This is a genomic window from Pseudoflavonifractor sp. BSD2780061688st1 E11, from assembly GCF_005844125.1.
Classification (GTDB): Bacteria; Bacillota; Clostridia; order Lachnospirales; family Lachnospiraceae; genus Sellimonas; species Sellimonas catena.
In genome coordinates this window covers 1-14,355 of the sequence record NZ_SPHM01000063.1, presented here as the reverse complement: position 1 = coordinate 14,355, position 14,355 = coordinate 1, and the positions used below count along the sequence as shown (strand labels likewise).

Below are 14,355 nucleotides of genomic sequence, written 5' to 3'. Positions count from 1 at the left end.
GATACTTTTTGTTTAGCATGGCGATTTTACAGGCTTCATCACATATTTATCGGCATAACTAATTACCCGGCATTAAAAATTTTAGACCGACATCGGTCTAACGTTTTCAGCGCGCATTAAGGGGGTGCAGATGAAGAAATACAAAATCATTTACGCCGATCCCCCTTGGAGATACGCGAGAAGCAAGGTACAGGGCGCAGCGGAAAAGCACTATCCCACTATGAGTATTGAGGAACTTTGCGCTTTACCCGTCAAAGAAATTGCGGATAAGGACTGTATTTTATTCCTATGGGCGACGTTCCCGCAGCTTAAAGAAGCGTTGCAGTTAATCAAGGCTTGGGGATTTACCTATAAATCCGTTGCCTTTGTATGGTTAAAGCAAAATCGGAAATCGCCCACTTGGTTTTATGGCTTGGGCTTTTGGACGCGAGGAAATGCGGAAATCTGCTTGCTTGCTACCAAAGGACACCCGAAGCGACAATCAAACAAGGTACATCAATTTATTATTTCCCCTGTTGAGCAGCACAGCAAAAAGCCGGATATAACGCGGGAAAAGATACTTGCCCTTATGGGCGACCTACCGCGTATTGAACTGTTTGCAAGGCAGCATACCCCTGGTTGGGACGTATGGGGAAATGAAATCAAAAGCGACATACGGTTTGCCGGAAAGGAGGTTTGAAATGGCGTATGTAACCGTCCCAAAGGATTTAACCAAAATCAAGAGCAAGGTAATGTTCAACCTTACCAAAAGACAATTACTCTGTTTCGGCGCGGCGGTGGCTATCGGGCTACCGCTATTCTTTTTGACAAAGGACAGCGCGGGAACGACAACGGCGGCTTTGTGCATGGTGCTTGCCATGCTGCCCATGTTCCTACTCGCTATGTACGAGAAGAACGGGCAACCGCTGGAAGTGATTATACGGCAATTTGTGGAAGTGAAGTTTCTTCGCCCCAAAGAGCGACCTTATCAGACCAACAATTTTTATACCGCCCTTGCGCGGCAGGAGCGATTAGATAAGGAGGTACGGGCGATTGTCAAAGGAAAAGGGAAAGACCCAAAACAAAAAGCGTAAACTTACGCGGCAGGAAAAGAAACAGATCGACGCGCTTATCCGGCAGTCAAAGGGCGACGGGAAGCCCCATACGGCGCAGGACAGCATACCGTTTGAACGAATGTATAAGGACGGGATTTGCCGCCTTGCAAACGGGCGGTATTCCAAGTGCATTGAGTTTGAAGATATTAACTATCAGCTTGCGCAGCCGGACGACAAGACCGCCATTTTTGAAGCCCTTTGCGATATGTATAACTCTTTTGACGCTTCTATCAGTGTGCAGCTTTCCTTAATCAGCCGCCATGCGAACAAGGAGGATTTCAAGAGCAGTATCACGATTGCCCCACAGAATGACGACTTTGACAGTATCAGAGCCGAATACACCGAAATGCTGCAAACACAGCTTGAACGCGGCAACAACGGGCTTATCAAGACAAAGTTTCTCACCTTTACCATTGAAGCAAAAGATATTAAATCGGCGCGGGCGCGGCTTGCCCGTATCGAAACGGACACCCTCAACCATTTTAAGGTGATCGGCGCGGCGGCGCGGGTATTGGACGGGAAGCAGCGGCTTGAAGTGCTGCATGGGCTTTTCCACCCGGACGGGGAACGCTTCAACTTTGCGTGGGAATGGCTACCCGTAAGCGGCCTTTCCGTCAAAGACTTTATTGCCCCGTCCTCTTTCCGTTTTGGCGACGGGCGAATGTTTCAAATGGGCGGGAAGTTTGGCGCGGTTTCCTTTTTGCAGATTGCCGCGCCGGAACTTTCAGACCGTATGCTTGCCGACTTCATGGAAGCGGAAAACGGGATTGTCGTCAATCTGCACATTCAGAGTATCGACCACAACGAAGCGATCAAGACGATCAAGCGGAAAATCACCGACCTTGACCGTATGAAAATCGAGGAACAGAAAAAGGCAATCCGCAGCGGCTACGATATGGATATAATTCCGTCCGACCTTGCCACCTACGGCGGCGAAGCGAAAAACCTTTTGCGGGATTTGCAGAGCCGGAACGAGCGAATGTTTTTGCTTACGCTGTTAGTTTTGAATGTGGCAGACACAAAGCAGAAATTGGACAACGACGTATTTCAGGCCGCAAGTATCGCACAGAAATACAACTGTATGCTCACCCGCCTTGACTACCGGCAGGAACAGGGGCTTATGTCCTCTATCCCATTGGGCGAAAACCTAATCCAAATCCAGCGGGGCTTGACGACTTCCAGCACCGCCATTTTCGTCCCCTTTACGGTACAAGAGCTGTTCCAAAGCGGCGAAGCGTTGTATTACGGCTTAAACGCATTATCGAATAACATGATTTTGTGCGACAGGAAAAGGCTGAAGAACCCTAACGGCTTGATACTCGGCACACCCGGCAGCGGCAAGAGTTTTTCGGCAAAGCGCGAGATCACCAACGCTTTTCTCATTACCGCAGACGATATTATCATTTGCGACCCGGAAGCGGAATATTACCCCCTTGTGGAACGGCTGAAAGGGCAGGTTATCAAGGTTTCGCAGAACAGCACGCAGTACATTAACCCGATGGATATAAACCTCAATTACAGCGAGGGCGACACGCCCATAGCCTTAAAGAGCGATTTTATCCTTTCCTTTTGCGAGTTGATTATGGGCGGCAAAAACGGGCTGGAAGCGGTTGAAAAGACTTTGATTGACCGCGCCGTTATCAGCGTGTACCGCAGCTACCTTGCAGACCCGAAGCCGGAGAATATGCCGATTTTGGGCGACCTCTACAATGAAATCAAGAAGCAGCCGGAAAAGGAAGCGCAGCGTATCGCGTCGGCATTGGAACTCTATGTAAATGGCAGTTTGAACGTGTTTAACCACCAAACAAACGTTGACATTCACAACCGCCTTGTCTGCTTTGATATTAAAGAACTCGGCACCCAGCTACGAAAACTCGGTATGCTCATTGTCCAAGATCAAGTTTGGAACAGAGTTACCATAAACCGCAGCGAAGGCAAGGCGACGCGGTACTATATCGACGAGTTTCATTTGCTGCTCAAAGAGGAACAGACCGCAGCGTACAGCGTTGAGATTTGGAAGCGTTTTAGAAAATGGGGCGGTATTCCGACAGGTATCACCCAAAACGTGAAAGATTTGTTATCGTCCCGCGAGGTGGAGAACATTTTTGAAAACAGCGATTTTGTGTATATGCTCAACCAAGCCCAGGGCGACAGGGAAATCCTTGCAAAGCAGCTTAACATTTCGCAGCAGCAAATGACCTATGTAACCCATTCCGACGCGGGCGAGGGGCTTATCTTCTATGGCAACGTGATTTTGCCCTTTATTGACCGTTTCCCGCAAGATACGGAACTCTATCGTGTAATGACGACCAAACCCGGCGAGGTGTCGGCATGAGGATAGAAATGGACAAAATCTATTGCGGCGACAGCTTGCAGGTGCTTCAAACCTTGCCGGAAAATGCAGTTGATTGTTGCGTAACGTCCCCACCCTACTATGCCTTGCGGGACTACGGCGCAGACGGGCAGATCGGACGGGAAGCAACGCCGGAGGAATATGTTTCCCGTATTACGGCGGTATTCCATGAGGTAAAGCGGGTGCTTACGCCGGAGGGTACTTGTTGGCTGAATATCGCGGACACTTATTGCGGCACAGGCAGCAAAGCCGACCACCAAGACCCCAAATACCCCAAAGGCAGGAACGGGCAGCAAGTGGCGTTTAACCACCGCGCCCCCGGCTGCAAGCCCAAAGATTTAATTGGTATTCCGTGGCTTGTAGCCCTCGCCTTGCGGGGCGACGGTTGGTATTTGCGCAGTTCTATCATTTGGCACAAAACAAACCCCATGCCGGAAAGCACGCGGGACAGGCCGACCCGCTGCTATGAATATGTGTTTCTGCTTACCAAGTCAAAGAAGTATTATTACGATTGGCAAGCAGTAGCCGAGCCGATAGCCCCCACAACGGCGGGGCGGCTGAAAAGCGGAGTTAGCAAAGGAAATAAGTATAACGTTACTGTTCCGGGGCAAAACCAACCGCAGAAAATCAACCGCCCCCGCGAAAAGGGCGCATACGCCGACGAGTTGATTTCTCCCGTCCGCAGCCGCCGCAACGTTTGGCAGATTAACAATGTCGGCTATCATGGCGGGCATTTCGCAGCGTTCCCGCCGAAACTTGCGGAAACGTGCATTTTGGCGGGCTGTCCCATCGGCGGGATTGTCCTTGACCCCTTTTTCGGCAGCGGCACGACGGGCATGGTAGCAAAACGGCTTAACCGCCGCTATATCGGCATTGAGTTAAACCCCGACTATTGCGAACTTGCAAAACAGCGGATTGGAGGTGATGAAGATTGAGCAAGGAACTGAAAGCCCCCGACAAGGTAACGCAAAAAATGACCCGCGACGGTGCGGTTGCGGAAAACCTCACGACGGGCGAAACGTCCAGTATCAGCGAAAGGCCGCAGGAAGAAAACTATTCAGCCCCCGCAGGGGTGGCAGCGGAAAAGGTTGTGCAGCATATCGGCGCAGAGATTGAGCGACACGCAGCAAAAGGCGCGGAGAAAAAAGCCCTTGACGCGACGCAGCCTAAAACCCATTCTTCCCGCTTGCAGTTTTCCGAAGCGGAACGGGCAACGCCGGAACTTCAAAAAGCGATCAAGAAATCGGATAAGGCGGCAGACTGTTTAGACGCAGCGCGGGCGGCTATCCCCAAGCAGACCAAAATCAAGAAAGAGCGCGTTTTTGACGAAGCGAAAGGCAAGGCAAAGACGCGCCTTTCCTTTGAAAAGACGGATAAGCCCCCAAACGGCAAGTTGCGGCATAACCCCTTATCCCGTCCGGCACAGGAGTTAAACAGTACCGTACATGGGAAAATCTACGAGGTAGAGAAAGAAAACGTCGGTGTGGAAAGCGGGCACCGGGTAGAACTTGCCGGAGAGAAAGCGGGCGGCATGGCGGCGCGGGCAGTTAAGGGCGGCATACGCCGCCATAAGCTGAAACCCTACCGGGCAGCGGCGGCAGCGGAAAAACAAGCGGTAAAGGCAAACGCAGATTTTCTCTATCAAAAGGCGTTGCACGATAACCCCGCGCTTGCGCACTCCAACCCCATTTCCCGTTTTTGGCAGAAGCAGCGCATTAAAAAGCAGTATGCAAAAACGCTGAAAGCGGGCGGCAAAGCGAAAAAAACCGCTGAAGCCACCGCAAAGGCGGCGAAGAAAACCGCGCAGGAAACCAAACGGGCGACGTTCTTTGTTGTCCGGCATTGGAAAGGCTGCTTGATTGTGGGCGGGATTGCCTTTATCGTGCTGCTGCTTTTCGGCGGGCTGTCCTCTTGCTCCCTCTTTGGCGGCAACAGCGGCAGCGGCTTGATTGCGTCGTCCTATCTCTCCGAGGACGCGGATATAACGGGCGCGGAAAGCGCGTATGCCGCTATGGAAGCCGAGTTACAAGATATGCTGGACAATATCGAAAGCGAATACCCCGGCTATGACGAATACCGGGTAAACGCGGACGAGATCGAGCATGACCCCTATGTGCTAATTTCTATCCTTTCCGCGTGGCATGAGGGCGTGTTTACACTCGATGAAGTGCAAAGCACCCTTGAAATGCTCTTTGAGAAACAGTATATCTTGACGGTCGAGGAAGAAGTACAGGTACGCTACCGCACCGAAACAAGGACGGACAGCGAGGGCAACCCCTATACGGTTGAAGTCCCCTATAACTATTACATTCTTCATGTGGATTTGGAAAACTTCAACCTCTCCCATGTCCCCGTTTACATCATGGGCGAAGAACAGCTATCCATGTACGCTATGTATATGTCGTCGCTGGGAAACAGACCCGACCTTTTCCCGCAATCCGGCTATGTGTCTAAATACTATGAAAACCCGCCCGCCGATTATGAAGTACCCGCCGCGCTGCTGGGTTCCGATGAAAAGTTTGCGCGGCTCATGGAGGAAGCAGATAAATACGTCGGTTTTCCCTATGTGTGGGGCGGCAGCACCCCGGAAACCTCTTTTGATTGCAGCGGCTTTGTGAGTTATGTGTTGACGAACAGCGGCCTATACAATACGGGCAGACTTGGGGCGCAAGGGCTTTACAACATCTCAACCCCTGTTTCTAACCCGCAGCCGGGGGATTTGGTGTTCTTTACGGGTACATACGACACCCCCGGCGTTTCCCATGTGGGGATTTATGTGGGCGAGGACGGGGACGGAAGCCCCGTCATGCTGCATTGTGGCGACCCTATCCAGTATTCAAAGCTGGACACCAGCTATTGGCAATCCCACTTTTACGCCTACGGGCGGTTAAATTACAATTAAAAGGAGTTGAAAAATGAATATTGTATCTTTTGGCGGCGGCACGAATAGTGCCGCCTTACTTATTGGCCTATACAAGCACAAAATCCCGATTGACCTTATCACCTTTGCCGATACGGGCGCGGAACACCCGCATACCTATCAATTTATCGAGATAATCAATCAATGGCTTGCGGAACACGGTATGCCGCAGATTACCGTTGTGCAGTATGTTGACCGCTACGGCAACCGCCTATCTCTTGAAACCGAGTGCTTGCGCTCTCATACGCTCCCGTCGATTGCCTACGGGCATAAGCGTTGTTCGCAGAAACACAAAATCGCACCGCAGGAAAAGTTTTGCAACCACTATGCGCCTTGCCGCGAAGTATGGCAGCGCGGCGAGAAAGTCAACCGCTATATCGGCTATGACGCGGGAGAAGTGAAACGGTATGAACATTCCCGCAAGTACAACGAAGCCGACAAAAAATATCATAACCGCTACCCCCTCATTGAAGAATGGGGCTGGAACAGGGACGATTGTATCCGGGAAATCAAAGCGGCAGGATTGCCGCAGCCGGGTAAATCGTCCTGTTTCTTTTGTCCGAGCATGAAGAAACAAGAGATTTTATATCTCAAAGAACACTATCCCGATCTATTTAACCGGGCGGCGACTTTGGAAGAAAACGCTATGCCCTATCTTAAAACCGTTAAGGGATTGGGGCGCAGCTATTCATGGAAAGAACAGTTTGGAAAGGAGTAAATGACTATGGCGAACACGAAACTTGACCGTATCGAAAGGGATATTGAGAAAACGAGGGCAAAAATCCTTGAACAGCAAAAGAAGCTGAAAGACCTTGAAGCGCAGAAAGTCGAGGAAGAAAACGCGCAGATCGTGCAAATGGTAAAGGCGGTACACCTTGACGGGACGCAGCTTGCCGCGTTCCTCTCCGCTTACGCCAGCGGCGAAATCACCTTGCCGCAGCCGGAAGCCACTTACCCCGCCGAACAGGAGGACAACGACAATGAAGAATAAAAAGATAATCCGAAAGTTTACCGTATTGCTTGCCGCACTGGTTATCATGTGCGGCTTTTCTGTTACCGCTTATGCGGGCGGTGGCGATGAAAGCGACGACACGCCTACCCCCGTAACCGAGGAAACCCCCGCGCCGGAAACCGAGCCGGAAGAAACGACGGGCGGCTATGAGCCGCAGCCCCTTACCCCGGACGGGAATATGTCCCTTGTGGACGATATAACGGGTGAAGCGTCCGGCGACAAGCAGTTTATCACCGTCGTTACCAAAAGTGGCAACTATTTTTACATCATCATTGACCGCGCCGAGGACGGGGAAAATACCGTCCATTTCCTTAACCAAGTGGACGAAGCGGATTTAACCGCCCTTATGGAGGACGGGCAGACCGAAGCCCCCGTTTGTAGCTGCACCGATAAATGCGTTGCCGGAAGCGTCAACACCGCTTGCCCGGTTTGCAGCGTCAACATGAGCGAGTGCGCGGGTGTGGAAGCCGAGCCGGAGCCGGAAGAAACCGAGCAGCCGCCGGAAGAAGAAAAAGGCGGCGGCATGGGTATTCTGCTTGTCGTGCTGCTTGTTGCCGCAGCGGGCGGCGGCGCGTTCTACTACTTTAAGATTTTGAAGCCCAAAAAGGACGCGGCGAAAGGCAGCAGCAGCCTTGACGACCTTGATTTTGACGAGGACGACGAGGAAACGGAAGTAGTCGAAACCGAACAGACCGAGCAGGAGGACGATAATCTATGAAACTTGTAATTGCAGAAAAACCGAGCGTCGGGGCGGCGATTGCCGCCGTTATGGGCGCGAATGAAAAGCGCAGCGGATATTTTGAGGGCGGCGGCTACCTTGTGTCGTGGTGTATCGGGCATTTGATTAGCCTTGCAGACGCGGCGACCTACAATGAACAATTCCGTAAATGGAAGTACGACGATCTTCCCATTGTCCCGCAGGAGTGGCAGTTTATTGTTGCCAGCGGCAAGGAGCAGCAGTTTTCCATTCTCAAAGACCTTATGCACCGCAGCGACGTTACCGAGATTATCAATGCTTGCGACAGCGGGCGCGAGGGGGAACTCATTTTCCGCTTTGTCTATGAACAGGCGAATTGCAAAAAGCCCTTTTCCCGCCTTTGGATTAGCAGCATGGAAGCAAGTGCAATCCGCGAGGGCTTTTCAAATCTCAAAGACGGGCGCGGCTATGACAACCTCTATCAATCCGCGCTTTGCAGAGCAAAGGCCGATTGGCTCATTGGCATTAACGCGACCCGCCTTTTCTCTATCCTCTACCATAAAACATTGAATGTCGGCAGAGTGCAAACGCCCACCCTTGCTATGCTGGTAAACCGCGACTATGCAATCAGCAGCTTTAAGAAAGAGAAATATCATGTCGTCCGGCTGGACGTTGGCGGCGTTGCCGCCCTTTCCGAAAGGCAGGACGACGAAGCGGCGGCGCGGCAGATGAAAGCGGCTTGCGAGAAATCGCAGGCCGTTTGTACTTCCCTTAAAAAAGAGAAAAAGACCGCAGCCCCGCCGAAACTGTTTGACCTCACCGCCTTGCAGCGGGAAGCAAACCGTTTGTATGGGTTTACGGCGAAACAGACCCTTGACTATGCGCAAGCCCTTTATGAAAAACGGCTTTTGACCTATCCCCGCACCGACAGCAAATATATCACTTCCGATATGGAGGGCAGCACAAAGGAACTTATCACCGGCCTTTGCGCTGCTCTCCCCTTTATGCAGGGCGTGAAGCTGCAAGCCGACCTTGCGAGGATTTGCGACAACAGCAAAGTAACCGACCATCACGCCATTTTGCCGACAGCGGAGTTTGTGAAAACGGGCTTTTCTTCCCTTGCCGAAAGTGAGAAAAAGCTAATGACCCTTGTGTGCGCAAAACTGCTTTGCGCCGTTGCCGCGCCCTATGAGTATGAAGCGGTTACGGCGGTTTTCACTTGCGGCGGCTATACCTTTACCGCAAAGGGCAGGACGACGCTTTGCGAGGGTTGGCGCGAGATTGAAAGACTATCCCGCGCCGCGTCCGGGGAACAGGACGAGGACGCAGAGCCGGAAGCGGTTTTACCCCCGCTTGCCGAGGGGCAGACCTTTGACAATCCGGCAGCGGAGATCTCCGAACGTTACACGCAGCCCCCAAAGGCATTTACCGAAGATACGTTACTTTCGGCTATGGAGAGTGCGGGAAAGGAGGACACGCCGGAGGACGTGGAGCGCAAAGGGTTAGGCACCACCGCGACGCGGGCGGGTATCATTGAAAAACTCATTAGCGCGGGCTTTGCCGAGCGCAAGGGCAAAAAGCTAATCCCCACAAAGGACGGGTATAACCTTGTCGCTATTCTGCCCGACAGCCTTACGTCCCCGCAGCTTACGGCAGAATGGGAAACGCGCCTTACCGGGATTGCAAAGGGCAGCGACAGCCCCGCCGACTTCATGCGCGGGATTGAGGAAATGACAGCGGGGCTTGTCAAGACCTATTCCGCGATTTCCGAGGATAAAGCGAAGCTGTTTACCCCGCAGCGGGAAGCAATCGGCACTTGCCCCCGTTGCGGCGCGGCGGTTTACGAGGGCAAGAAAAACTTTTACTGCTCCGACAGGGCTTGCAGCTTTGTGATGTGGAAGAATGACCGCTTTTTTGAGCAGCGCAAAAAGGCTTTCACAAAGGCGATTGCCGCCGCCCTTTTGAAAGACGGAAAGGTAAAAATCAAAGGTATGTACTCGACCAAGACGGGAAAGACCTTTGACGGAGTTGTGCTGCTTGCCGACACAGGCGGCAAGTATGTAAACTTCCGCGTCGAGCAGAACCGAAAATGATAAGGCTTGATGAAAAGCAATACCGCGCCGTAAAGAAAATGACCCGCGCCGCTTGTGCAAACAACGATTGCGGGAATTGTCTGCTGCTGGACGACGGGGAAACTTGCGTTTGTGTGCAGAGTATCAGCTATTCGCTGCTATGCCGCTATTTCCGCGAAGCGGTATTACCCGCCGACAGGCAGCTTTGCGAACAGATCACCCGCAGCGGGGAAACCGATTTGAAGCGTTGCGCGGTATGCGGCAGCACGTTTGCGGCGGGCAGCAACCGGGCGAAATACTGCCCCGATTGCGCGGCAAAGATACGCCGCAGACAGAAAGCCCAAAGCGAGAGAAACAGGCGTTTACGGATAAAAACAACTACATAGCAAGCACAGCAAACGAGTACCCGTTTGCGAGAAATGCCCGCGCTTCCCATAGAGAGCGCGGGCATTTTGCTTGTTGGGATAGTCCCAAACCCTTATATGACCGAGAAAGGACGTGATGAAAGAATATGCCGTATTCCTCATACGACCATGACAAATTAGAAGCCGCCGAAACCATGCGGATAGAACGCCGGATATATTTTGAAGCAAAGGACAGGGAGATTGCCCCTTATGCTTCCTTGCCGATTGCGCAGCTACTTTCCATGCGCAGCGAAAGCGCGGCGGCAGAACAGGCGATTTTTGACGACCTTAAAGAACGCGCCGCCGCATGGGAAGAACAGGCGGGAAGAACGCTTTTGCTGGATAAAACACTTGAATATGTGAGAACGCCGCACGTCCAGCACACCGCTAACGAGTGGCAGACCACCGAGCATAACCGCCATATTCGCAGCAACCGGGTATATCAGATGAATTACTACATTTACGAGAATACCCGCTACGACAAAGAAGCGCAGAAATCTATCCCGTATTCATGGACGCTTACATGGAGCGTGCGCACCAACAGCCCAAGCAGAACCCAAGCGAAGATTGCCGGACAAGATAGAAAGGTTTTCACCGACAAGGCAGCTATGGAAAAGTATCTGAATGGGCGTATCAAAGCGTATGACCGCTTGTTTACGGAAATCTCCCCGCCTATCCCGCAGGAGTACGCCGACTATTTCAAAGTAAACGGTATGCTCATGCCGGACTACACCATAGAGGGCGAAGAACCCCCGCAGCAGCAACAGGCGGCAGCTATCCCCGAAAATACCGGGCAGGAAAAGGAGCGTGAACACATGAGCGAACAGTTTTCTATTATGATAGGCAACCGCAGCCGCTTTGACGCGGGCGACCCCGGCGGCTATTGGTTGGATATGCCCGCCACAAAGGAGCAGTTGCACGAAGCTATGCGGAACGTCGGCATTACCGCCGACAACCCGCAGGATTTTTCCATTCGCGGCTATTCCGACGACCCGGAGAAACATATTGCCTTGCCTTATGAAATGGTATGCGCCGCCGACGTGGACGAACTCAATTTTCTTGCGGCGCGGCTCGAACAGCTTGACCCCGCCGAGGTTGGCAAGCTGAACGCAGCTTTGCAGCAGAAAAACGGGCTTGCAAATATTGGACAGGTAATTGACTTCACCTACAACGTGGATTTTTACGTCCATATCCCCGAAGTACATAACTACCACGATTTGGGCGACTATTACTTAAATCAATCCGGCATGGTACAAATGCCCGAAGAATGGAAAGGCGGCATTGACCTTTCTACTTTTGGCAGGAACGCTGCCGCGCAGGAAAAAGGCGCGTTTACCGAGTACGGCTATATCGTGGAAAGCGGCGACGAGTGGGAACGGCAGTTTGAGGGGCGCGAAGTGCCGGAAGAATACCGCATTATGAGTTACCCGCAGCCGGAGCGCGGCGAACAGGACAAAGCCTATATGGACGCAGCCGAAACGCAGCAAGCAGACGCACAGGCCGCAGAGCCGCAGCAGCCCCGCCCCGTCGTCCCCATTATCCTTACTTCCGAAAAGCCCGCCGAAAAGGTAAAGGAGATCACCGCGCGTTTGGAACAGGGCGTACAGGCGATTTTTGACAGCGACCGCTACAAAGAGTTTCTAACCGCTATGTCAAAGTTCCATGATTATAGTTTGAATAACACTATCCTAATTGCTATGCAGGGCGGCAATTTGGTAATGGGCTTCCGTCAATGGGAAAAGGAGTTTGACCGCCATGTAAAGAAAGGCGAGAAAGGCATTAAAATCTTTGCCCCCGCGCCCTACAAGGTGAAAAAGCTGGTTGATAAAATCGACCCCGAAACGAGAAAGCCCATGCTTGACCGCGAGGGAAAAGTGGTAAAGGAAGAAAAGGAAATCACCGTCCCCGCCTTTAAGGTTATAACCGTCTTTGATATTTCGCAGACCGAGGGCAAGGAGTTTCCCGACCTTTCCGTTAAACCGCTGCTTGCCGATGTGGAGCAGTACGAGGATTTTTTCGCCGCCCTTGAAAAAGCGTCCCCCGTCCCGATTGCATTTGAGCAGATCACAAACGGCGCAAATGGGTATTTCAGTTTGACCGACAAGCGTATTGCAATCAAAGAGGGCGTGAGTGAATTACAGGCGGTAAAGACCGCCATTCACGAAATCGCGCATGCGAAGCTGCACGACGTAGACTTAAACGCCCCGCCGGAGCAGCAAAACCGCGTTGACCGCCATACCTGCGAGGTAGAAGCGGAAAGCGTCGCTTATACGGTTTGCCAGCATTTCGGCCTTGATACTTCCGATTACTCTTTCGGCTATGTGGCTGGTTGGAGCAGCGGCAAGGAAATGACCGAGTTAAAAGCGTCCCTTGAAACAATACAGACCACCGCAAAGGAACTCATTACCGAGATTGAGGGGCATTTTACCGAGTTGCAGCAGCAGCGGCAAGCCGAGCAGGAGCAGGGCGATACCTTTTCCATTTATCAGTTAAAGCGCGGGGACGAAACAAGGGACTTGCGCTTTGAGCCTTATGACCGTCTGCAAGCGGCTGGACTTACCATTGACCGGGTAAATTATGAACTCGTCTATACTGCACCGCTTACAAAGGATATGACGCTGGGCGACATTTGGGAAAGGTTTAATATCGACCACCCCGCCGACTTTAAGGGGCATAGCCTTTCCGTTTCCGACATTGTTGTGCTTCATCAGAACGACGAGGACACCGCCCACTATGTAGACAGTATCGGTTTTCAGCAAGTGCCGGAGTTTTTGCAGGAGCAGCAGACCCCCGTATTTGACAAGCTGCCGCCCGAACAGCAGCAAGCCTTGTCCGACACCGTACAAGACACTTTGCAAATGCTGGTTGACGCAGACAAGCGGATTTATGGCGACGTTACGGGCAAGACCCTTGAAGCAATCGCGGCGCAAGGATATTCCTACAAGGACGGGCAGCTTGAAAAGCAGCAGCCGGAAGCGACCCCCGACAGCCTTTTGACGGGTGAAACCGTTAGAACGCCGAGGGGCAATTTTCATATTACCGATATGAGCCGTGAACAGATCGAAGCGGCGGGATTTGGTTTTCACCATGCGTCGGAGGACGGGAAGTATCTCATTATGGGGAATGGCACACAGGCTTATGCCATAGCCGCCGAGCAGCCGCAGCGGGATAATCCCTTAAAGCACGTCGAGGACACCATAGAGCAGAACGACAACAATTTTGACGGGCTTATCAACAATACGCCGCAAACGCCCACCGTTGCAGATTTTGAGCAGCGGGCAAAGGCGGGGGAAGCGATTTCCGTTACCGACCTTGCAAAAGCGGTAAAAGCCGAGAAACGGGAACAGCCGCAGAAAAAACCGTCCATTTTGAAGAAGCTGGACGAATACAAGAAACAGGCGGCGCAGCAGCCGAAAGATAAACAGAAAGAGCATAAAAAGGATTTGGAGGTTTGATAGCATGAATACCCGCTTTACCATTGAGGAAGAAAACATTGTTGCGATCTACGCCGAGGACAGCCGGGAAACAACGCTTGAAAATATCCTTGCCGCCATGCCCTACATGGACGAGGATATGCGCCAGCTTGCCGCCGCAGCGGTGAACAAGCTGCAAGCCATGACGGACAGCGAGTTTTCCGAAAGGGAGTTTATCTTGACCGACGAGGAATAGCCCATAGAGAACAGGGGCGCGGTTGCCGATTTCCGGCACCGCGCCCCTGTTCTTTTTTTATATGGCTTTAGCCAGTTAAGCGTGATGGAGTTTTTCGTGTTCCGAAAAATGTAGGCACGCTTAACAAAAAACCA

The 14,355-nt window shown here is 52.1% G+C and carries 12 protein-coding genes; all 12 read left to right on the top strand.

The annotated features are described in order from the left end of the window. Positions 1-130 precede the first annotated feature (130 nt). The 12 genes from FGQ85_RS17320 to FGQ85_RS17265 all read left to right on the top strand — a co-directional run bounded on the left by FGQ85_RS17320 (position 131) and on the right by FGQ85_RS17265 (position 14,221). Positions 131-679 carry an MT-A70 family methyltransferase gene (locus FGQ85_RS17320; protein ID WP_002604480.1) on the top strand — a complete coding sequence of 183 codons (549 nt, stop codon included), beginning with the start codon at positions 131-133 and terminating at the stop codon, positions 677-679. Position 680: 1 nt separating this feature from the next. Further along, a complete protein-coding gene (locus tag FGQ85_RS17315; RefSeq protein ID WP_002604479.1) occupies positions 681-1,073 on the top strand; it encodes a PrgI family protein in 393 nt (130 codons plus the stop codon). Continuing rightward, the gene (locus FGQ85_RS17310) at positions 1,033-3,429 is read left to right on the top strand and encodes a VirB4-like conjugal transfer ATPase, CD1110 family (RefSeq protein ID WP_002604478.1); all 2,397 of its coding nucleotides are present in this window, start codon (positions 1,033-1,035) and stop codon (positions 3,427-3,429) included. The genes FGQ85_RS17315 and FGQ85_RS17310 overlap by 41 nt, the downstream gene beginning before the upstream one ends. Next, a complete protein-coding gene (locus FGQ85_RS17305) occupies positions 3,426-4,382 on the top strand; it encodes a site-specific DNA-methyltransferase (protein WP_002604477.1) in 957 nt (318 codons plus the stop codon). The genes FGQ85_RS17310 and FGQ85_RS17305 overlap by 4 nt, the downstream gene beginning before the upstream one ends. Continuing rightward, complete coding sequence (locus FGQ85_RS17300) at positions 4,379-6,349, top strand: C40 family peptidase (RefSeq protein ID WP_002604476.1); 1,971 nt, start codon at positions 4,379-4,381, stop codon at positions 6,347-6,349. The genes FGQ85_RS17305 and FGQ85_RS17300 overlap by 4 nt, the downstream gene beginning before the upstream one ends. A gap of 13 nt (positions 6,350-6,362) precedes the next feature. Continuing rightward, positions 6,363-7,085, top strand: a complete 723-nt coding sequence (locus tag FGQ85_RS17295; RefSeq protein WP_002604475.1) for a phosphoadenosine phosphosulfate reductase family protein — start codon at positions 6,363-6,365, stop codon at positions 7,083-7,085. Positions 7,086-7,091: 6 nt separating this feature from the next. Continuing rightward, positions 7,092-7,358 carry a DUF4315 family protein gene (locus tag FGQ85_RS17290; RefSeq protein ID WP_002584965.1) on the top strand — a complete coding sequence of 89 codons (267 nt, stop codon included), beginning with the start codon at positions 7,092-7,094 and terminating at the stop codon, positions 7,356-7,358. Then, complete coding sequence (locus FGQ85_RS17285) at positions 7,348-8,097, top strand: DUF4366 domain-containing protein (protein ID WP_002584964.1); 750 nt, start codon at positions 7,348-7,350, stop codon at positions 8,095-8,097. The genes FGQ85_RS17290 and FGQ85_RS17285 overlap by 11 nt, the downstream gene beginning before the upstream one ends. Further along, a complete protein-coding gene (locus FGQ85_RS17280) occupies positions 8,094-10,169 on the top strand; it encodes a type IA DNA topoisomerase (RefSeq protein WP_138374085.1) in 2,076 nt (691 codons plus the stop codon). The genes FGQ85_RS17285 and FGQ85_RS17280 overlap by 4 nt, the downstream gene beginning before the upstream one ends. Continuing rightward, positions 10,166-10,534, top strand: a complete 369-nt coding sequence (locus FGQ85_RS17275; RefSeq protein WP_002584962.1) for a cysteine-rich VLP domain-containing protein — start codon at positions 10,166-10,168, stop codon at positions 10,532-10,534. Before FGQ85_RS17280 ends, FGQ85_RS17275 begins: the two co-directional genes overlap by 4 nt. A 125-nt stretch (positions 10,535-10,659) precedes the next feature. Beyond that, positions 10,660-14,007 (top strand): YodL domain-containing protein, encoded by a 3,348-nt coding sequence (locus tag FGQ85_RS17270; RefSeq protein WP_002584961.1) that lies wholly within the window; start codon positions 10,660-10,662, stop codon positions 14,005-14,007. A 4-nt stretch (positions 14,008-14,011) separates the two neighbouring features. After that, on the top strand, positions 14,012-14,221 hold the full coding sequence (locus FGQ85_RS17265; RefSeq protein WP_002584960.1) for a transposon-transfer assisting family protein: 210 nt from the start codon (positions 14,012-14,014) through the stop codon (positions 14,219-14,221). Positions 14,222-14,355: the final 134 nt, after the last annotated feature.